A 20142-nucleotide genomic window follows, 5' to 3' on the forward strand; every position below is an offset into this window, starting at 1 on the left:
CAGGAATTGATAAAAAGTTACTGTAACAGTTTTTGATATAAAGGTAGGGATATGAACCGTTTTAAAAAATCAAAATATGTCATTATTGTTTTTGTCATTGTTCTGCTTGTGTCAGCTCTCTTAGCGACGACTTATTCAAGTACAATTGTGACAAAATTAGGAGATGGAATCTCATTGGTTGATAGAGTTGTACAAAAACCTTTTCAGTGGTTTGATTCTGTCAAATCAGATTTGGCTCATTTGACACGAACATATAATGAAAATGAAAGTTTGAAGAAACAGATTTATCAATTAGAAGTTAAATCAAATGAGGCGGAAAGTTTAAAGACCGAAAATGAACAACTGCGCCAATTGCTTGATATGAAGTCCAAGTTGCAAGCCACAAAGACTTTGGCAGCAGATGTTATTATGCGTTCTCCGGTATCTTGGAAGCAGGAATTGACCCTGGATGCAGGCAAATCAAAAGGGGCTTCTGAGAATATGTTAGCCATTGCAAATGGTGGTTTGATTGGGAGTGTTTCAAAAGTGGAGGACAACTCTACTATGGTCAACCTTCTGACAAATACGGAAAATGCTGATAAGATTTCTGTTAAAATTCAACATGGTTCTACTACAATTTATGGGATTATTGTTGGCTATGACAAGGAAAATGAAGTTCTCAAAATTAGTCAATTAAATAGTAGTGGCGATATTAGTGCAGGAGATAAGGTGACCACTGGTGGATTAGGAAACTTTAATGTTGCTGATATTCCTGTTGGTGAAGTGGTTGCTACAACGCATAGTACGGACTATTTGACACGAGAAGTAACTGTTAAATTGAGTGCAGATACTCATAATGTGAGTGTGATAGAATTAGTGGGGAATTCATAATGAGACAGCTGAAGCGGGTTGGAGTGTTTTTATTGCTTCCTTTCTTTGTTCTAATTGATGCCCATATTAGCCAGCTTTTGGGCTCATTATTTCCCCACGTGCAGTTAGCTAGTCATTTTCTATTTTTGTTTCTCTTATTTGAGACGATTGAAGTATCAGAGTATCTCTATTTAGCCTATTGTTTTGTAGTGGGTTTGGTTTATGACATTTACTTTTTCCACTTGATAGGGATTGCGACTCTGTTATTTGTCCTGTTGGGGGCATTTCTCCATAAATTTAATAGTGTTATTTTATTGAATCGTTGGACGAGAATGCTGGCAATTATTGTCATGACTTTTCTATTTGAGATGGGAGCTTATATACTTGCAATAGTGGTAGGTTTAACTGTGGATAGTATGTCTTTGTTTATAGTCTATAGTTTAGTACCATCAATGATTTTGAACCTTATATGGATGATTACTTTTCAGTTTATTTTTGAAAAATTTTACCTATAAGAAAGAAATAAAAATGTAACAAAGGCGTAATATTCATTAGGCCTTTTTTTGGTATACTAGTAATGTCTTTAAAAGAAGGAGTATCTACGAAATATGAAGAAAAAAATCTTAGCGTCACTTTTACTAAGTACAGTAATGGTTTCTCAAGCAGCTGTTTTAACAACTGCGCATGCAGAAACTACTGATGACAAAATTGCTGCTCAAGATAATAAAATTAGCAACTTAACAGCACAACAACAAGAAGCCCAAAAACAAGTTGATCAAGTTCAGGAGCAAGTATCTGCTATTCAAACAGAGCAATCAAACTTGCAATCTGAAAATGATAGACTACAAGAAGAATCTAAAAAGCTTGAGGGTGAAATTACAGAACTTTCTAAGAATATTGTATCTCGCAATGATTCATTACAAAAACAAGCTCGTAGTGCTCAAACAAATGGAGCTGCAACAAATTACATTAATACAATTGTAAACTCAAAATCAATTACAGAAGCTATTTCACGTGTTGCTGCAATGAGTGAAATCGTATCTGCAAACAACAAAATGTTGGAACAACAAAAAGCAGATAAAAAAGCTATTTCTGAAAAACAAGTAGCAAATAATGATGCAATTAATACAGTTATTGCAAATCAGCAAAAACTAGCTGATGATGCTCAATCATTAACTACAAAACAAGCTGAGTTGAAAGCTGCAGAATTGAATCTTGCTGCTGAAAAGGCTACTGCAGAGGATGAAAAAGCAAGTTTACTTGAGAAAAAAGCTGCAGCAGAAGCAGAAGCTAAAGCAGCTGCAGAAGCAGAAGCAGCTTATAAAGCTAAACAAGCAAGTCAACAACAAAAAGTCGTTGCTTCTGGGAATACAACTTTTACAGCAGAAGTTCAAGCAGTATCAACTACTTCTTCGTCATCTAGTTCGTCTGAATCATCTTCAAGTAGTGCTTCAGCGGAATCAACAAGCTATACTCCTGCACCAGTGAAACAACATCCGACATACAGTACAAATGCATCAAGCTATCCTGTAGGTCAATGTACATGGGGAGTAAAAACTTTAGCACCATGGGCTGGTGATTACTGGGGTAATGGCGGTCAATGGGCTGCAAGTGCAGCAGCTGCAGGTTTCCGTACAGGTTCTACACCACAAGTTGGCGCGATTGCATGTTGGGATGATGGAGGATACGGTCACGTAGCAGTTGTTACAGCAGTTGAATCATCAACTCGTATTCAAGTTTCTGAGTGTAACTATGATGGAAGTGGAACTCAACCAATCGGAAATTATCGTGGATGGTTTAATCCGACAGCATCAAGAGGTACTGTAAGATACATTTATCCAAACTAATATACTGATTATTACTATACAAAGGGTGAGATCTTATTAATCTCACCCTTTGTATAGTGCTGGAAAAATTAATTTCATTATATAATTACTTGAACTTATTTTCTATTTTTATAATTATTTAATTAAAGTAAAATGAAATGTAGAGATTTAGTACGAGTGTAGCATGTTAATAAAAAATGGTTTCTAAGGGAGTCGGTGTTGAAGTTATGTTTAGGTATAAAATAAATGTTGATGCTAAAGAGTGGGATTTATTTTTAGAAAATCATCCTCAAGGAAATTTATTGCAGAGTAGTGATTGGTCCAAGATAAAGGATACTTGGGGGAACGAGAGAGTTGGCTTTTATAAAGATAATCAATTAGTTGGAGTAGCAAATATCTTAATTCAGCCGCTACCATTAGGACTTTCTATGTTTTATATTCCACGAGGTCCAGTAATTGACTATGAAGATAAAGAACTTCTGAAATTTGTTCTTTTAACGTTGAAAAAACTTGCTAAAAAAAGCCATGCAATAATGATTAAATTTGACCCAAGTTTATTTATCAGTAGAGGTCTTATTGACCAAGAAACTGTCCAAAATTCTATGGCTTTAGCAATTGTCGAAGAACTGAAAAAAAATAAAGTTTATTGGACAGGCTTAACAAAGGATATGGCAGAAAATATACAACCACGTTTTCAAGCTAATATTCATAAAGAAAATTTCTCACTGGATCAACTTTCTAAGTCTACTAGACAGGCCATCCGAACTGCAAGAAATAAAGGATTAGAAGTAAAATTTGGTGGACTTGATTTATTAGATGAATTTTCATTTTTAATGAAGAAAACAGAGTCTCGCAAGAATATCAGTTTACGAGGCAAAGATTATTATCAGAAGTTACTGGATACTTATCCTGATCACTCCTTTATCACACTGAGCTATTTAGATCTACCTAATAGACTGAAAGAAGTTGAGCAACAATTCGAAAAGAATCTAAAAACAGCGCAGAAGTTTACAGATAAAACGAAAGAAGGTAAAATAAAAGAGAATCAGCAAGAGAGAAAACGATTAAAGGAAGAAATTTCTTTTCTTAAGAACCATATTGACAGAGGGGATAGTATTGTCCCATTGTCTGGTACTTTAACCATCGAATTTGGGAAAACTTCTGAGAACTTATATGCTGGAATGAATGAAGAATTTAGACACTATCAACCTGCTATTCCTACATGGTTTGAGACAGCACAACATTCTTTTGAACGAGGGGCTGAGACTCATAATATGGGTGGAATTGAAAACAATTTAGAGGGTGGGTTAATTAACTTTAAATCTAAGTTTAATCCTACTATTGAGGAATTTGCTGGTGAGTTTAATTATCCAACTAGTTCATTATATTTTTTGTTTAATCTAGCTTATAAAATTCGTAAGAAACTTCGAAGTAGATAAAATAAACTAATGATTTTGCCACTATATTAAATTTTAAAAAATTTAGCTATTAGAGCATCCCAGCAGTATATGTTGGGATGCTTTAAATTTAGAGTTTTTATTAGTAATTTAATGCTAAATTCCCAAACTAATTTCCACTTTGGACTTCCAAGTGGAAGTTACTTTGAGAAGTTGGCAGAAATTATCTACTTTAAAAATCTACTAAAATAGCTTGAAAATATTGAAAAAGTATGGTAGAATGAAACTTGTCGTGTGAACGATAATACTCATTCTTGATGAATTGTGAAACAGTTGCCCTTGGGTCGTTTTGCGAGTTGAAGTCAAGAAGAGGAAAAAAACAAAAAGGAGAAATACTCATGGCAGTAATTTCAATGAAACAACTTCTTGAGGCTGGTGTACACTTTGGTCACCAAACTCGTCGCTGGAACCCTAAGATGGCTAAGTACATCTTTACAGAGCGTAACGGAATCCACGTTATCGACTTGCAACAAACTGTAAAATACGCTGACCAAGCATATGACTTCATGCGTGATGCAGCAGCTAACGATGCAGTTGTATTGTTTGTTGGTACTAAGAAACAAGCAGCTGATGCAGTTGCTGAAGAAGCAGTACGTTCAGGTCAATACTTCATCAACCACCGTTGGTTGGGTGGAACTCTTACAAACTGGGGAACAATCCAAAAACGTATCGCTCGTTTGAAAGAAATCAAACGTATGGAAGAAGATGGAACTTTTGAAGTTCTTCCTAAGAAAGAAGTTGCACTTCTTAACAAACAACGTGCACGTCTTGAAAAATTCTTGGGTGGTATCGAAGATATGCCTCGTATCCCAGATGTGATGTACGTAGTTGACCCACATAAAGAGCAAATCGCTGTTAAAGAAGCTAAAAAATTGGGAATCCCAGTTGTAGCGATGGTTGACACAAATACTGATCCAGATGATATCGATGTAATCATCCCAGCTAACGATGACGCTATCCGCGCTGTTAAATTGATTACAGCTAAATTGGCTGACGCTATCATCGAAGGACGTCAAGGTGAAGATGCAGTAGCAGTTGAAGCAGAGTTTGCAGCTTCAGAAGCTCAAGCAGATTCAATCGAAGAAATCGTTGAAGTTGTAGAAGGCGACAACGTTTAATTTATATAAATAGTATTACCTAGGAGGGCGGGGCTTAGCCCGGCTCTCCTATTTTTAAAAAATATAGGAGAATCAAAATGGCAGAAATTACAGCTAAACTTGTAAAAGAGTTGCGTGAAAAATCTGGTGCCGGTGTTATGGACGCTAAAAAAGCGCTTGTAGAAACAGACGGTGACATCGAAAAAGCGATTGAATTGCTTCGTGAAAAAGGTATGGCTAAGGCAGCTAAGAAAGCTGACCGTGTTGCTGCAGAAGGTTTGACTGGTGTTTATGTTAACGGTAATGTTGCAGCAGTTATTGAAGTAAACGCTGAAACTGACTTCGTTGCGAAAAACGCTCAATTCGTTGAATTGGTAAATACTACAGCTAAAGTTATTGCTGAAGGAAAGCCTGCTAATAATGAAGAAGCACTTGCTTTGACAATGCCTTCAGGTGAAACTCTTGAAGCTGCATACGTATCTGCAACAGCAACTATCGGAGAAAAAATCTCATTCCGTCGCTTTGCATTGATTGAAAAAACAGATGCACAACACTTTGGTGCTTACCAACATAATGGTGGACGTATCGGTGTTATTTCAGTTGTTGAAGGTGGAGACGAAGCACTTGCTAAACAATTGTCAATGCACATCGCAGCGATGAAACCAACAGTTCTTTCTTATAAAGAATTGGATGAGCAATTCGTTAAAGATGAGTTGGCACAATTGAACCACGTTATCGACCAAGACAACGAAAGTCGTGCAATGGTTAACAAACCAGCTCTTCCACACTTGAAGTATGGATCAAAAGCTCAATTGACTGATGAAGTGATTGCTCAAGCTGAAGCTGATATCAAAGCTGAGTTGGCTGAAGAAGGCAAACCAGAAAAAATCTGGGACAAAATCATCCCAGGTAAAATGGACCGCTTCATGCTTGACAACACTAAAGTTGACCAAGCTTACACACTTCTTGCACAAGTATACATCATGGATGACAGCAAGACAGTTGAAGCATATCTTGAATCAGTTAACGCTTCAGTAGTTGAGTTCGCTCGCTTTGAAGTTGGTGAAGGTATCGAAAAAGCTGCAAACGACTTCGAAGCTGAAGTTGCAGCTACAATGGCAGCAGCCTTGAATAACTAATAATAAAAAGGAAGGAAGCTAAATTGCTTCCTTTTTTCTATGCAGTCAATCTTTATAGGGAGATGTTCCTACTTTTAAGGTATAAATAAAAAGCCCTATAATAAGGGCCAAGTGTATTTAGGAGACTACACTTCAAATTCATAGAGTGCTGTAGAGAGATAACGTTCACCGTTATCTGGTGCTAGAGCAAGGACTTTCTTACCTGTACCTAATTTCTTGGCAACTTCAATTGCTCCGTAGATAGCTGCAGCTGAAGAAATCCCTACAAGGAAACCTTCTTTTCCACCAATTTCACGGCCGAGTGCTAGAGCATCGTCTGACGTTACACGAACGATACCATCATAAGCCTTTGTATCCAGTGTATCAGGAATAAATCCAGCTGATATACCTTGAATTTTGTGAGGACCAGGTTTTTCACCAGATAGAATAGCAGATTCATCAGCTTCCACTGCATAAACTTGAATGTTTGAATTTGCTGACTTGAGTGCATGAGAAACACCAGAAATCGTTCCACCAGTACCTACTCCAGCAACAAAGGCATCTAGTCCATCTTTACCGAAAGTAGCTAGTATTTCAGCTCCTGTTGTTCTTTCGTGTACTTCTGGATTAGCTGGATTGTCAAATTGAAGAGGAAGGAAACCATCACGTTCAGCAGCGATTTCTTGAGCTTTAGCAATAGCGCCTTTCATTCCCTCACTACCAGGAGTTAGGACGAGTTCAGCACCATAAGCTTGGATAATCTTACGTCGTTCTACACTCATAGTTTCAGGCATAACGATGACGACTTTATACCCTTTAGCAGCACCTACCCATGAAAGTCCAATACCAGTGTTTCCACTTGTTGCTTCAACAATTGTAGAACCTGGTTTCAGAATACCGTCTTGTTCAGCTTTTTCAATCATGCTAAGAGCAATACGATCTTTTACAGAAGAACCAGGGTTGAATGCTTCAAGCTTTACATAGACGTCAGCAGCCCCTTCTGGCACGATGTTGTTGAGTTTAACAATCGGAGTTTGACCGATTAATTCAGTAATGTTGTTATAAATAGACATATGAATACCTCTTTGTATAAGATATTTCTAGTATAACGCTATCTATACCATTTGTAAAATATAGAAATCCTATCGAAGTGATAGGATTTTTTTATATCAAAGGTCTAAGCCGTTAATTTTCAAGCGATTGTGATAAGCTAATTCTAATAAATAGGTGTAAAGTGGAATGATATCCGTTTTCTTAGGGAATTCAAATTTATGAGCATTAAAATGCTCATTATGTGCTTTTAGAAAGACATTTTCTAAATAAGTAATAGTAATTTCACTATCATCTATACCTGCTCCAGCAGTTTCCATTTCAACGTTAACAATGTTCATCAAAAAGATTGATTTAATAGACATCTTACGACCGGTAGCGCCTTGTTTATCTGTAAAGATAATACGTATATTTGTAAATATAATTGAGTCACGAATCAGTTTATATCCACTTTGAATTTCTTCATTTTCTAGTAGATATTGTCCATATTCTTTGATAAGAGTTTCTTTGTTTTGCTCGCTAAAGTTACCAGCGAGTCCTTGAATGAATTTACCAAATGCCATATTTTTCTCCTTTGTTTACACTAAGTTTACAGGAACTTCAACTTCTCGTAAACCTTGATCAGTTAAAGTTACTTTTCCATTAAAAAACTCTACAAGTGCAGCTTTAATATTTTCTTTTTCTTCTTTATCAACATAAATCATTGTATCGACTTGATCTGTAAAGTTTGTCTCAAGTTCCATGAGATCATGTTCCTTAAGGAAGTTACTGTACTCTTGGTACTGAGCGTAAGACATTTGAATAGCAATGCCAGCTTGTTCCTTTATTTCAATGATGCCAATTTCTTTGACAGCTAAGGCAACACTGCCGGCGTAAGCACGAATCAATCCTCCAGCGCCTAGCTTAATGCCTCCAAAGTAGCGTGTCACTACTACACAGACATTAGTAAGATTGTGATTTTCTAGTACCCCAAGCATGGGAACGCCAGCAGTACCACTGGGTTCACCATCATCACTTGTCCGTTTGATTTCACTATGTTCCCCAATAATGAAGGCAGAGCAGTTATGCGTAGCTTTGTAGTGTTCTTTTTTGATGGCAGTAATGAAGTCACGAGCCTCTTCTTCGCTATAAACACGCTTGGCATGACAGATAAAGCGGGATTTTTTGATTTCTTCTAGGACTTGTCCGTCCTCTTTAATTGTTCTAAATTCCATGATTTAATTGTACTAAAAAATCATCTAAAGCGCTAGGTTTTTACGAATAAAGAAGTATGAAAGTAAATCCAAACTATCTCGGTCGGTTGTTTACGGAGAATGAATTAACAGAAGAGGAACGTCAGTTGGCGGAGAAACTTCCAGCAATGAGAAAGGAGAAAGGGAAACTTTTCTGTCAACGTTGTGATAGTGCTATTTTAGATGAATGGTATTTGCCCATCGGTGCTTACTATTGTCGGGAGTGCTTAATTATGAAGCGAATTAGGAGTGATCAAGCTTTATACTATTTCCCACAGGAGGATTTTCCGAAGCAAGATGTTCTTAAATGGCGTGGTCAATTAACTCCTTTTCAAGAGAAGGTGTCAAAGGGATTGATTCAAGCGGTAGATAAGCAGGAACCAACCTTGGTTCACGCTGTAACAGGAGCTGGAAAGACAGAAATGATTTACCAAGTTGTGGCCAAAGTGATTGATGAAGGTGGTGCAGTTTGTTTGGCCAGCCCTAGAATCGATGTGTGTTTGGAGCTGTACAAGCGCCTGCAAAAGGATTTTTCTTGCGAGATAGCCCTCCTACATGGAGAATCAGAGCCGTATTTTCGAACACCACTAGTTGTTGCAACGACTCATCAGCTGTTAAAATTTTATCATGCTTTTGATTTGCTAATAGTGGATGAAGTAGATGCTTTTCCTTATGTTGACAACCCTACGCTTTACCATGCTGTCAAGAATAGTGTAAAGGAGAATGGCTTGAGAATCTTTTTAACAGCAACTTCTACCGATGAGTTAGATAGGAAGGTTCGCATCGGAGAATTAAAACGATTGAGTTTGCCTAGACGGTTTCATGGAAATCCTTTGATTATTCCTAAACCTGTCTGGTTATCCGATTTTAATCGCTATTTGGATAAGAATCGTTTATCACCAAAGTTAAAGTTTTATATTGAGAAACAGAGAAAGACAGGTTATCCGTTACTCATTTTTGCTTCAGAAATTAAGAAAGGGGAGCAATTAAAAGAAGTCTTACAGAAGGAATTTTCGCATGAGAAAATTGGTTTTGTGTCTTCAGTTACGGAAGATCGATTAGAGCAGGTGCAAGCTTTTCGAGATGGAGAACTGACAATACTTATCAGTACGACAATCTTGGAGCGTGGAGTTACCTTCCCTTGTGTGGATGTTTTTGTAGTAGAAGCCAACCATCGTCTGTTTACCAAATCTAGTTTGATTCAGATTGGTGGACGAGTTGGACGAAGCATGGATAGACCGACAGGAGATTTGCTTTTCTTCCATGACGGGTTAAATGCTTCAATCAAAAAGGCAATTAAGGAAATTCAACAGATGAATAAGGAGGCGGGTCTATGAAGTGTTTATTATGTGGGCAGACTATGAAGACTGTTTTAACTTTCAGTAGTCTTTTACTTCTGAAGAATGATGCCTCCTGTCTTTGTTTAGATTGTGATTCTACTTTTGATAGGATTGGAGAAGAGAACTGTCCAAACTGTATGAAAACAGGATTGTCAACAAAGTGTCAAGATTGTCAATTTTGGTGTAAAGAAGGAGTTGAAGTCAGTCATAGAGCGATTTTTATTTACAATCAAGCTATGAAGGATTTTTTCAGTCGGTATAAGTTTGATGGAGACTTCCTTTTAAGAAAAGTCTTTGCTTCAGTTTTAAGTGAGGAGTTAAAAAAGTACAAAGAGTATCAATTTGTTGTAATTCCCCTAAGTCCGGAAAGATTGCTCGAGAGGGGATTTAACCAGGTTGAAGGTTTAGTTGAAGCAGCAGGGTTCTCTTTTCAAGACTTACTAGAGAAGAGAGAAGAGCGAGCTAGTTCTTCCAAAAATCGTTCAGAACGCTTGGCAACAGAACTTCCCTTCTTTGTCAAAAGTGGAGTCACTATTCCTAAAAAAATCCTACTTATAGATGATATCTATACTACTGGAACAACTATAAATCGTATGAAGAAACTGTTGGAAGAAGCTGGTGCTGAGGATGTAAAAACATTTTCCCTTGTAAGATGAGGAAAAAATTTGCAAAAACAAAATGAAAGCGTTATAATGAAATCAGAAAAACAAAAACGTTTAGAAAGAAGGTACTCATATGATTAAATATAGTATCCGTGGTGAAAACCTAGAAGTAACAGAAGCAATTCGTGATTATGTAGTTTCTAAACTCGAAAAGATCGAAAAGTATTTTCAAGCTGAACAAGAGTTGGATGCTCGAGTTAACTTGAAGGTGTATCGTGAAAAAACGGCTAAAGTGGAGGTGACGATTCCGCTTGGCTCAATTACTCTTCGTGCAGAAGATGTGTCTCAAGATATGTATGGTTCAATTGACCTTGTAACCGATAAAATTGAACGTCAGATTCGTAAAAATAAAACAAAAATCGAGCGTAAAAATAAAAATAAGGTAGCAACTAGTCAATTATTTACAGATGCTTTGGTGGAAGATACAAATGTTGTCCAATCAAGAGTTGTTCGTTCAAAACAAATTGATTTAAAACCAATGGATTTGGAAGAAGCTATTCTACAGATGGATTTGTTGGGACATGATTTCTTTATCTATGTGGATGTTGAAGATCAGACAACCAATGTGATTTATCGTCGTGAAGATGGCGAGATTGGCTTGTTAGAAGTTAAAGAATCTTAATTTCAATATGTGTAAAGGAAGGTTTACTAAATTGTAAACCTCCTTTTTCTTATAATTGATAGAATTACTGATTACACTTTTAAAAAGTCGCTTTTTGGTGGTTATTATGGTATAATGGGTGCCAAGAGGTTTGGAATGAAAAAATTTTATGTAAGTCCTATTTTCCCCTTAATATTAGGAATAGTGGCGTTCGGAGTGCTATCTGTGCAACTTGTTTTTGTAACGAATACACTGGTAACGCTATTTCTTTTGCTACTTATTTTGGGTTCATATATTTTACTATTCATCCATCAGAGAGACTACTACTCAAAGAGTGAAGTAGAACAAATCCAGTATGTAAACCACCAAGCTGAAGATAGTTTGACAACTTTGTTAGAACAGATGCCTGTCGGAGTTATTAAACTAGACTTATCGTCAGGTGAAGTTGAATGGTTCAATCCTTACGCTGAATTGATTTTGACTAATGAAGTGGGAGAGATTGATGTTGCATTAATTCAAACAATTATAAAGGCGTCTGTGGGGAATCCAGGTTCTTATGCCACCTTGGGTGAGACTCGCTATTCGGTTCATATGGACAAGGTATCTGGTGTTCTTTACTTCTTTGATGTGTCTGGAGAATACGAAGCGACTGTTGAGTTAGTGACGAGTCGTCCGGTTATTGGAATTGTTTCCGTTGATAACTATGACGATTTAGAAGATGCGACATCGGAGTCTGACATTAGTCATATTAACAGTTTTGTAGCCAATTTTGTTTCAGAATTTGCTGGGAAACATGCCATGTTCTCCCGTCGAGTGAGTATGGATCGCTTTTATCTATTTACGGACTACACGGTGCTTGAGGGCTTGATGAACGATAAATTTTCTGTTATTGATTCTTTCAGAGAAGAGTCGAAACAGAGACAGTTGCCTTTGACCTTAAGTATGGGATTTTCTTATGGTGATGGAAATCATGATGAGATAGGGAAAGTTGCATTGCTCAACTTGAACTTGGCTGAAGTGCGTGGTGGCGACCAAGTGGTTGTTAAGGAAAACGACGAAACGAAAAATCCAGTTTATTTTGGTGGTGGGTCTGCTGCCTCAATCAAACGTACACGGACTCGTACGCGTGCTATGATGACGGCTATTTCAGATAAGATTCGTAGTGTGGATCAGGTTTTTGTAGTTGGTCACAAAAATCTAGATATGGATGCTCTTGGCTCTGCTGTAGGTATGCACTTGTTTGCCAGCAATGTGACTGAAAATAGTTATGCTATTTATGACGAAGAACAAATGTCGCCGGATATTGAACGAGCTGTTTCATTCTTAGAAAAAGAAGGAGTTACAAAGTTGTTGTCTGTTAAGGACGCAATGGGGATGGTGACCAATCGTTCTTTGTTGATTCTTGTAGACCATTCAAAGACAGCTTTAACTTTATCAAAAGATTTTTATGATTTATTTACCCAAACCATCGTCATCGACCACCACAGACGGGATCAGGATTTTCCAGATAATGCGGTTATTACTTATATCGAAAGTGGTGCAAGTAGTGCCAGTGAGTTGGTAACGGAATTGATTCAGTTCCAGAATTCTAAGAAAAATCGTTTGAGTCGTATGCAAGCAAGTGTTTTAATGGCTGGTATGATGTTGGATACTAAAAATTTCACCTCACGAGTGACTAGTCGGACATTTGATGTTGCTAGCTATCTCAGAACGAGAGGAAGTGATAGTATTGCTATCCAAGAAATTGCTGCGACAGATTTTGAAGAATATCGTGAGGTCAATGAACTGATTTTACAGGGGCGTAAATTAGGTTCAGATGTACTAATAGCAGAGGCTAAGGACTCGAAATGTTATGATACAGTTGTTATTAGTAAGGCAGCAGATGCCATGTTAGCTATGTCAGGTATTGAAGCGAGTTTTGTTCTTGCGAAGAATACACAAGGATTTATCTCTATCTCAGCTCGCAGTCGTAGTAAGCTGAATGTACAACGGATTATGGAAGAGCTGGGAGGTGGAGGCCACTTTAATTTGGCAGCAGCTCAAATTAAGGATTCAACCTTGTCAGAAGCAGGTGAAAAACTGACAGAAATTGTATTAAATGAAATAAAGGAAAAGGAGAAAGAAGAATGAAAGTAATCTTTTTAGCAGATGTTAAAGGAAAAGGTAAAAAAGGCGAAATTAAGGAAGTACCAACAGGGTATGCACAAAACTTTCTTATCAAAAAGAATCTAGCCAAAGAAGCGACTGCTCAAGCGGTAGGTGAGCTTCGTGGTAAACAAAAATCTGAAGAAAAAGCTCACGCTGAGATGATTGCAGAAGCAAAAGCAATTAAAGCCCAACTAGAAGCAGAAGAAACGGTTGTAGAATTTGTTGAAAAAGTTGGTCCAGATGGTCGTACTTTTGGTTCCATTACCAATAAGAAAATTGCAGAAGAATTGCAAAAGCAATTTGGAATTAAGATTGATAAACGTCATATTCAAGTACAAGCTCCGATTCGAGCAGTTGGTTTGATTGATGTACCAGTGAAAATCTATCAAGATATCACAAGTGTGATCAATCTTCGTGTGAAAGAAGGGTAAATTTACACCTTCTTGACAAGATTGTAAAAGGAAGGGAAGTCAGATGGCAGAAGTAGAAGAGTTACGAGTACAACCTCAAGATATCTTAGCTGAGCAATCCGTTTTAGGGGCTATCTTTATTGATGAGAGTAAGCTTGTTTTTGTACGAGAATATATTGAGTCTCAGGACTTTTTTAAGTATGCCCATCGTTTGATTTTCCAAGCTATGGTCGATTTATCCGATCGTGGCGATGCTATAGATGCAACAACGGTTCGTACCATTCTTGATAATCAAGGTGATTTACAGAATATTGGTGGCCTGTCTTACCTGGTTGAGATTGTCAATTCTGTGCCAACTTCTGCTAATGCGGAGTATTATGCTAAGATTGTTGCAGAGAAGGCCATGCTACGTCGATTAATCTCCAAGTTGACAGAGTCTGTCAATCAAGCTTACGAGGCTTCGCAACCAGCTGATGAAATCATTGCTCAGGCAGAAAAAGGCCTGATTGATGTCAGCGAAAATGCTAATCGAAGTGGATTTAAGAACATTCGAGATGTGTTGAATATCAACTTTGGAAATCTGGAAGCTCGCTCGCAACAAACGACCGATATTACAGGTATTGCGACAGGTTATCGTGATTTGGATCATATGACGACTGGTCTTCATGAGGAGGAGTTGATTATCTTAGCAGCTCGTCCGGCGGTTGGTAAGACAGCCTTTGCCTTGAATATTGCTCAGAACATTGGGACTAAGTTGGACAAAACGGTTGCTATCTTTTCGCTCGAAATGGGTGCGGAAAGTTTAGTGGATCGTATGTTGGCGGCAGAAGGTTTGGTGGAATCGCATTCTATCCGTACAGGTCAATTGACCGATGAGGAATGGCAAAAGTATACCATTGCTCAAGGCAATTTGGCTAATGCAAGTATCTACATTGATGATACGCCAGGGATTCGGATTACAGAGATTCGTTCTCGTTCTCGTAAACTGGCTCAAGAAACTGGAAATCTTGGTTTGATTTTAATAGACTATTTGCAGCTTATCACGGGAACTGGTCGGGAAAATCGTCAACAAGAGGTTTCAGAAATTTCACGTCAGTTGAAAATTTTAGCTAAGGAACTGAAGGTTCCAGTAATCGCTCTAAGTCAGCTTTCTCGTGGTGTAGAACAACGTCAGGATAAGAGACCGGTCTTGTCTGATATTCGTGAATCTGGGTCTATTGAGCAGGACGCTGATATCGTAGCCTTTCTTTATCGCGACGATTACTATGAGCGTGGTGGTGAAGAAGAGGAAGGCATACCGAATAATAAGGTAGAAGTTATTATCGAGAAAAACCGTAGTGGAGCTCGTGGAACGGTGGAATTAATTTTCCAAAAAGAATACAATAAATTTTCAAGTATCTCAAAGAGGGAGGCATAAGATGTCAGATGCATTTACAGATGTAGCCAAGATGAAAAAAATCAAAGAAGAAATCAAGGCACATGAGGGACAAGTCGTAGAAATGACTTTGGAGAATGGTCGTAAGCGCCAAAAAAATAGATTGGGTAAGCTAATTGAGGTTTATCCATCCCTATTTATCGTTGAATTTGGGAACGTTGAAGGAGATAAACAAGCTAATGTTTACGTTGAATCCTTTACTTACTCAGATATCCTTACAGAAAAGAATTTGATTCATTATCTTGACTAAAGTGAGAAATTTTCTCACTTTTTCTTTTTTCTCCGAATAGTTTAAGTGAAGGGAATCTTCGATTTATATTATTTTTCAAGGAGGAAGAATGAAAATTTCACCATTTAAAGTAGCAGAGACAAGGTTTTCTATTAGAAAGTCAGTTAAAAAGGTTGTTCCTTTTTTAGTAGTAGGGCTGATGTTGTCGGCTGGAGAAAGTGTTCATGCAAACAGTTCTTATGCTCGTGGAGATGATTATCCTGCTTATTATAAAAATGGGAGTCAGAGTATTGATAAGTGGAGGATGTATTCTCGTCAATGTACTTCTTTTGCTGCTTTTCGCTTGAGTGGAGTAAATGGTTTTGAGCTTCCAGGAGCTTATGGTAATGCTGGTGAATGGGGTTATCGTGCTCGTCGTGAAGGTTATCGTGTAGATAATACACCAGCTATCGGATCTATTGCTTGGTCTACTGCAGGAGGTTATGGCCATGTTGCTTGGGTTTCAAATGTGATGGGAGATAATATAGAAATTGAGGAATATAACTATGATTATAAAGGTAATTATAATAAACGAATTGTAAAAGCAAACAAGATGACCGGTTTTATTCATTTTAAAGATTTATCAAGCAATTCTAAAGAAGTCCCAAGCAGTTCAAAAGATTCGACAAGCAATCATGTTGTGACCAGTCAATCGTCATCTTTGATGAGAGGAACTCATTATTTTAAGGTGGAGACTCCTATTAAAGATCAACCATTATTGAATGCAACTCCACTTGCATATTATTCTCCAGGTGAGAGTGTTCATTATGATCAGGTGATAGAAAAGGATGGTTACAAGTGGTTGAATTATATTTCTTATAGCGGGAGTCGACGTTATATTCAGTTGGAGGGAGTGACTTCGTCACAAAATCAATCAGTAAATAAATCTAATCATGGTTCAAATAATGGATTGACTGTGGGTTGGAAGAAAATAAATGGTAGTTGGTATTATTTCAAATCAGATGGTTCTAAGGCGACGGGATGGCTGAAAGATGGTTCTACCTGGTATTATTTGAAATCATCTGGTGAAATGCAGACAGGCTGGTTACAGGAGAAAGGATTTTGGTATTATCTAGATGACTCAGGGGCAATGAAAACGGGCTGGTATCAAGTCTCTGGTAAGTGGTATTATTCTTACTCTTCAGGTGAGCTAGCTGTTAATACAATAGTAGACGGTTATACTGTAAATCATAATGGTGAGTGGATTTAATTTTAAGTAATTGAATCTGAACAGGAGAGAAATCTCCTGTTTTTTTGTTTAAACTAGAGTTTTTATGAAGAGTTAAGATATCTGAATTGGATTCGAAACTATAATTTGCTATAGAAAATGAAAGTGATGAAAAGAAAGAAAAAAAGAAAGCTAGTAAAACATGCGTTACTTTCTTGAAGTTTTTTATAGCCTCAAAATACATTATATTAATAATAAAGTATATATAATATAATATATTTCTTGATTTCACTCAAAAAAAGGTTTATAATGTACATAAATATGATTCTCAAAAAGAGGTACACAAGATGAACAAAAAGAAAATGATTTTAACCAGTTTGGCTAGTGTAGCTGTTTTAGGTGCTACATTTGTTGCATCTCAACCGTCAGTTGTGAAAGCTGATGACAAACCTACAGCTGCTCAACCTACTGGAGAAACTAAGCCTACACTTACGGCTGAAACTCCAAAAACTGAGGTAGAAAAAGCAAAAGAAACTGAAAAAGAAGCTAATGCTAAAGTTGATGCAGCGCAAGAAAAAGTAGATACAACAACTACTACAGCAACTGATGCAGCTGCAAAACTTGAAACAGAGAAAAAAGAAGCTGCTGACGCTGAAACTGCAAAAGTCGAAGCTGAAAAAGCTAAAAAGACTGCTGATGACGAATTAGCTAATGCTAAATCTAAAGCAGCTGAAGCTGACGCTAAAGCAAAAGAAGAGGCCGCAAAAGAAGAAGCAGCCGCAAAAGAAGAAGCTGAAGCTAAAGAAGGTCTAACTGAAGCTTTGAAACAAATGCCTGATAACGAATTGCTTGATAAAAAAGCAAAAGAAGAATTATTAAAGGCTGTTGAGTCTGGTGAATTAAGTGCCTCTGATATTCTTGCTGAGTTAGCAGATGATGCTGAAAAAGCACAAGATACTAATCCAACAATTAAAACAGAAACTCCTGTATCTAAGGACAAGCTTCCTGAAGAGGTTCAAGCGGGAATTGATGAAGGTGAAGCAGCGGATGCTGCTCGTCCTGCATCAGAAAAATTGCAAGACAAAGCTGATGATTTAACTGAAACAATTGAAAACTTAACGGATGATGCTGAGAAATTAAAAGCTGATGCTGAAAAGAAAGCTGAAACACTAAAAAAACAGGAAGATACTTTAAAAGAAGCAAAAGAAGCTCTTAAATCCGCTAAAGATAACGGATTTGCTGAAGATATCACAGCACCATTAGAAAAAGCTGTAACTGCGATTGAAAAAGAACGTGATACTGCCAAATCTGAATTTGACGAAGCTGCTGAGAAAGTTCAAGATGCTACAGCTGAAATTCAAGATTTAACTGAAAAACGTGATAATCTTCTTGAAGAAGTAAAAAAAGCAGAAGCAAAAGAAGCTGCAGAACCAGCTAAACCAGCAGAAGAAACTCCAGAGGAAGAAGCTGAACCAACCGAAGCTGAAAAAGCTGCTAAAGCTAAAGCAGAAGCTGATGCTAAAGTTGCTGAATTAGAGAAGAAAGTTGCTGAAGAAGCTAAAAAAGTAGAAGAAGCTACAGCTAAAGCTAAAAAAGAAGCTGTTGATGTAACTGCTGCTGAGACTGCAAAAGCAGAAGCAGACAAAGCTAAAGCTGATGCAGAAGCTGAATTAGCTAAGGCTAAAGAAGAAGCAGCTAAAGCAAAAGCTAAAGTTGAAGAAGCAGTTAAAAAAGAAGAAGACGCTAAAAAAGAAGAAGCAGATAACTTAGAAGCTTTGAAAGGTGCTTTAGAGCAACTTGAAAAAAAAGCTGAAGATAAAGTCAACAAGGATGCTAGCATCAAGCCAGAAGATAAAGCGAAAGCTATCGAAGAAGCAAAAGCTGAAATCGGTAAAGAAGCTTTATTAAAAGCGATTGAAGATGGAGTTCTTACAGCTACTCAAGCTATAGATGAATTCCTCAACGATGCTAACACAAAAGATAAAGCTCCTGAAGCTTATAAAACTAAAGAATTAACTGCTGACGAAACTAAAAAAATTGAAGAAGCAGCTAAAAAAGAAGCTTCTAAACCAATTGTCAAAAAACTTACAGACATTGCTGATGATTTAGCTGAAAAAATTGAAAAATTAACTAAAGAAGCTGAGGAAGATAAGGCTGACGCTGCTGAAAAAGCTAAGGTAGTAGAAGAGAAAAATGCTACATTAGAGAAACAAAACGAAACTTTAGAAAAAGCTAAAACTGCTCTTGAAACTGCTAAGAAATACAATGCGGATCAAGCTATCCAAGATGGATTGCAAGATGCTGTAACTAAACTAGAAGTTTCAGTTGCTTCTGCTAAAGCAGCAGCTGAAGAAGCTAAGGCCAATTTCGACGAAGTGAACGAAGCAGTTCAAGAGGATGACGATGCAATTGCCAAACTAACTGAGAATTACAACGCAACTTTAGGTTACATCGAAAACTTAAAAGAAGTTCCTAAGGGTGAAGAATCGAAAGACTTTAGTGGTGGTGTAAGTCCTAGTGATGCACCTTCTGATGATGCTAAACAACCTGACCAAGTTCCAAGTGCTCCTAACTCTCCTGAATTCAACGGTGGTGTGAATCCTAGTGACTCTCCTGCTGGGGATAATGGCTCTGATTTCAATGGTGGGGTAAATGATGCAACACCTCCTACTGTAGCTGATGCTCCTGAATATAGTGGAGGAGTTAATGCGGCTGATGCTCCTGTAGCTGAGGTAGCCCCTGAATTCACTGGAACTCTTGCAACCAATACACCTGTGAATGAAAATGGAGAAGCATTATTGCCTCCTGTAGCTGCGGTAGCTCAAGAATTCACTGGAACTCTTGCAACCAATACACCTGTGAATGAAAACGGAGAAGCATTATTATCTCCTGTAGCTGAGGTAGATCCAGAATTCAACAGTGGAGTTAATAGTTTAGAAGCAGCTGTTAATGAAGTTCCAGAATATAAAGGTGGTGCTAATTTTGTCTTAGCAGCTGTTAACGAAGTTCCAGAATATACAGGGCCTTTATCTACAAATGGTGAAGACGCTACAGTGAATAATGTTCCTGCATACGGAGAAACCGGCGCCCCAGCAATTACTGAAGTCCCAGCATATGCAGAGACAGGCGCCCCAGCAATTACTGAAGTCCCAGCGTATGCAGAGACAGGCGCCCCAGCAATTAACGAAGTTCCAGCGTATGCAGAGACAGGTGCCCCAGCAATTACTGAAGTTCCAGCGTATGCAGAAACCGACGCCCCAGCAATTAACGAAGTTCCAGAATATACTCTTACAACAGCAGGTACTAACAAGGATAATACTTATCAAGCGCCAGCAGTAAAAACAGAAGATAAAAAAGAACTTCCAAATACTGGTGGTAAAGATAATGTTGCAGTTGCATCATTAGGATTCCTTGGATTGTTCCTTGGTGCCCTTCCATTTGTGAAACGTAAAAACTAATTCATTTCGTAGTTTGAAAGAGA

The 20142-nt window shown here is 37.6% G+C and carries 18 protein-coding genes; 15 read left to right on the top strand and 3 right to left on the bottom strand.

Going from position 1 to position 20142, the window contains the following annotated elements; translation table 11 throughout:
* Positions 1–51: 51 nt before the first annotated feature.
* From mreC to tsf, 6 genes are all read left to right on the top strand, one after another.
* The gene (gene mreC / locus D8855_RS00195; RefSeq protein WP_049509635.1) at positions 52–870 is read left to right on the top strand and encodes a rod shape-determining protein MreC; all 819 of its coding nucleotides are present in this window, start codon (positions 52–54) and stop codon (positions 868–870) included.
* Positions 870–1364, top strand: a complete 495-nt coding sequence (mreD, locus tag D8855_RS00200; protein WP_042751844.1) for a rod shape-determining protein MreD — start codon at positions 870–872, stop codon at positions 1362–1364. The genes mreC and mreD overlap by 1 nt, the downstream gene beginning before the upstream one ends.
* Before the next feature lie 93 nt (positions 1365–1457).
* On the top strand, positions 1458–2696 hold the full coding sequence (pcsB, locus tag D8855_RS00205; RefSeq protein ID WP_004269801.1) for a peptidoglycan hydrolase PcsB: 1239 nt from the start codon (positions 1458–1460) through the stop codon (positions 2694–2696).
* 206 nt (positions 2697–2902) lie between these two features.
* Complete coding sequence (locus D8855_RS00210) at positions 2903–4114, top strand: aminoacyltransferase (protein ID WP_125415631.1); 1212 nt, start codon at positions 2903–2905, stop codon at positions 4112–4114.
* Between the two features lie 356 nt (positions 4115–4470).
* Positions 4471–5250, top strand: a complete 780-nt coding sequence (gene rpsB / locus D8855_RS00215; RefSeq protein ID WP_125415481.1) for a 30S ribosomal protein S2 — start codon at positions 4471–4473, stop codon at positions 5248–5250.
* A 77-nt stretch (positions 5251–5327) separates the two neighbouring features.
* Positions 5328–6368 carry a translation elongation factor Ts gene (gene tsf / locus D8855_RS00220; RefSeq protein ID WP_049491122.1) on the top strand — a complete coding sequence of 347 codons (1041 nt, stop codon included), beginning with the start codon at positions 5328–5330 and terminating at the stop codon, positions 6366–6368.
* A 125-nt stretch (positions 6369–6493) separates the two neighbouring features.
* On the opposite strand, the gene cysK is transcribed toward tsf, so the two are convergent.
* The 3 genes from cysK to D8855_RS00235 all read right to left on the bottom strand — a co-directional run bounded on the left by cysK (position 6494) and on the right by D8855_RS00235 (position 8611).
* Positions 6494–7420, bottom strand: a complete 927-nt coding sequence (gene cysK / locus D8855_RS00225; protein ID WP_049491124.1) for a cysteine synthase A — start codon at positions 7418–7420, stop codon at positions 6494–6496.
* 96 nt (positions 7421–7516) lie between these two features.
* Positions 7517–7960, bottom strand: a complete 444-nt coding sequence (locus tag D8855_RS00230) for a PH domain-containing protein (protein ID WP_000863906.1) — start codon at positions 7958–7960, stop codon at positions 7517–7519.
* 15 nt (positions 7961–7975) lie between these two features.
* Positions 7976–8611 (bottom strand): YigZ family protein, encoded by a 636-nt coding sequence (locus D8855_RS00235; protein ID WP_049491126.1) that lies wholly within the window; start codon positions 8609–8611, stop codon positions 7976–7978.
* Positions 8612–8667: 56 nt separating this feature from the next.
* On the opposite strand from D8855_RS00235, the gene D8855_RS00240 reads away from it, so the two are divergent.
* The 9 genes from D8855_RS00240 to D8855_RS00280 all read left to right on the top strand — a co-directional run bounded on the left by D8855_RS00240 (position 8668) and on the right by D8855_RS00280 (position 20119).
* A complete protein-coding gene (locus tag D8855_RS00240) occupies positions 8668–9966 on the top strand; it encodes an ATP-dependent helicase ComFA (RefSeq protein WP_049491128.1) in 1299 nt (432 codons plus the stop codon).
* On the top strand, positions 9963–10625 hold the full coding sequence (locus tag D8855_RS00245) for a ComF family protein (RefSeq protein ID WP_049491130.1): 663 nt from the start codon (positions 9963–9965) through the stop codon (positions 10623–10625). The genes D8855_RS00240 and D8855_RS00245 overlap by 4 nt, the downstream gene beginning before the upstream one ends.
* A gap of 79 nt (positions 10626–10704) precedes the next feature.
* Positions 10705–11253 (top strand): ribosome hibernation-promoting factor, HPF/YfiA family, encoded by a 549-nt coding sequence (gene hpf, locus D8855_RS00250; protein ID WP_004255322.1) that lies wholly within the window; start codon positions 10705–10707, stop codon positions 11251–11253.
* A gap of 135 nt (positions 11254–11388) precedes the next feature.
* Entirely contained in the window at positions 11389–13362 is a 1974-nt protein-coding gene (locus D8855_RS00255; protein ID WP_049491132.1) for a DHH family phosphoesterase, read from the top strand.
* The gene (gene rplI / locus D8855_RS00260) at positions 13359–13811 is read left to right on the top strand and encodes a 50S ribosomal protein L9 (protein ID WP_000864214.1); all 453 of its coding nucleotides are present in this window, start codon (positions 13359–13361) and stop codon (positions 13809–13811) included. The genes D8855_RS00255 and rplI overlap by 4 nt, the downstream gene beginning before the upstream one ends.
* Positions 13812–13854: 43 nt before the next feature.
* Positions 13855–15207: a replicative DNA helicase gene (gene dnaB / locus D8855_RS00265; RefSeq protein WP_125415483.1), complete on the top strand. Its 1353-nt coding sequence runs from the start codon at positions 13855–13857 to the stop codon at positions 15205–15207.
* A gap of 1 nt (position 15208) precedes the next feature.
* A complete protein-coding gene (locus D8855_RS00270; protein WP_001278169.1) occupies positions 15209–15475 on the top strand; it encodes a Veg family protein in 267 nt (88 codons plus the stop codon).
* 88 nt (positions 15476–15563) lie between these two features.
* Positions 15564–16703 carry an SH3 domain-containing protein gene (locus tag D8855_RS00275; protein WP_125415485.1) on the top strand — a complete coding sequence of 380 codons (1140 nt, stop codon included), beginning with the start codon at positions 15564–15566 and terminating at the stop codon, positions 16701–16703.
* Between the two features lie 305 nt (positions 16704–17008).
* Positions 17009–20119 carry an SIALI-17 repeat-containing surface protein gene (locus tag D8855_RS00280; protein ID WP_125415487.1) on the top strand — a complete coding sequence of 1037 codons (3111 nt, stop codon included), beginning with the start codon at positions 17009–17011 and terminating at the stop codon, positions 20117–20119.
* The last annotated feature ends 23 nt before the right edge of the window (positions 20120–20142 follow it).

It is taken from the genome of Streptococcus mitis (genome assembly GCF_003942685.1).
Classification (GTDB): Bacteria; Bacillota; Bacilli; order Lactobacillales; family Streptococcaceae; genus Streptococcus; species Streptococcus mitis_CD.

Excerpts from the sequence above, each read along its gene's own strand:
- D8855_RS00230 (WP_000863906.1), bottom strand. The coding sequence starts at position 7,960 with ATGGCATTTGGTAAATTCATTCAAGGACTCGCTGGTAACTTTAGCGAG.
- rplI (WP_000864214.1), top strand. The coding sequence starts at position 13,359 with ATGAAAGTAATCTTTTTAGCAGATGTTAAAGGAAAAGGTAAAAAAGGC.
- pcsB (WP_004269801.1), top strand. The coding sequence starts at position 1,458 with ATGAAGAAAAAAATCTTAGCGTCACTTTTACTAAGTACAGTAATGGTT.
- cysK (WP_049491124.1), bottom strand. The coding sequence starts at position 7,420 with ATGTCTATTTATAACAACATTACTGAATTAATCGGTCAAACTCCGATT.
- D8855_RS00210 (WP_125415631.1), top strand. The coding sequence starts at position 2,903 with ATGTTTAGGTATAAAATAAATGTTGATGCTAAAGAGTGGGATTTATTT.
- D8855_RS00235 (WP_049491126.1), bottom strand. The coding sequence starts at position 8,611 with ATGGAATTTAGAACAATTAAAGAGGACGGACAAGTCCTAGAAGAAATC.
- mreC (WP_049509635.1), top strand. The coding sequence starts at position 52 with ATGAACCGTTTTAAAAAATCAAAATATGTCATTATTGTTTTTGTCATT.
- rpsB (WP_125415481.1), top strand. The coding sequence starts at position 4,471 with ATGGCAGTAATTTCAATGAAACAACTTCTTGAGGCTGGTGTACACTTT.
- D8855_RS00245 (WP_049491130.1), top strand. The coding sequence starts at position 9,963 with ATGAAGTGTTTATTATGTGGGCAGACTATGAAGACTGTTTTAACTTTC.
- D8855_RS00240 (WP_049491128.1), top strand. The coding sequence starts at position 8,668 with ATGAAAGTAAATCCAAACTATCTCGGTCGGTTGTTTACGGAGAATGAA.
- D8855_RS00255 (WP_049491132.1), top strand. The coding sequence starts at position 11,389 with ATGAAAAAATTTTATGTAAGTCCTATTTTCCCCTTAATATTAGGAATA.
- tsf (WP_049491122.1), top strand. The coding sequence starts at position 5,328 with ATGGCAGAAATTACAGCTAAACTTGTAAAAGAGTTGCGTGAAAAATCT.
- D8855_RS00275 (WP_125415485.1), top strand. The coding sequence starts at position 15,564 with ATGAAAATTTCACCATTTAAAGTAGCAGAGACAAGGTTTTCTATTAGA.
- mreD (WP_042751844.1), top strand. The coding sequence starts at position 870 with ATGAGACAGCTGAAGCGGGTTGGAGTGTTTTTATTGCTTCCTTTCTTT.
- dnaB (WP_125415483.1), top strand. The coding sequence starts at position 13,855 with ATGGCAGAAGTAGAAGAGTTACGAGTACAACCTCAAGATATCTTAGCT.
- D8855_RS00270 (WP_001278169.1), top strand. The coding sequence starts at position 15,209 with ATGTCAGATGCATTTACAGATGTAGCCAAGATGAAAAAAATCAAAGAA.
- hpf (WP_004255322.1), top strand. The coding sequence starts at position 10,705 with ATGATTAAATATAGTATCCGTGGTGAAAACCTAGAAGTAACAGAAGCA.
- D8855_RS00280 (WP_125415487.1), top strand. The coding sequence starts at position 17,009 with ATGAACAAAAAGAAAATGATTTTAACCAGTTTGGCTAGTGTAGCTGTT.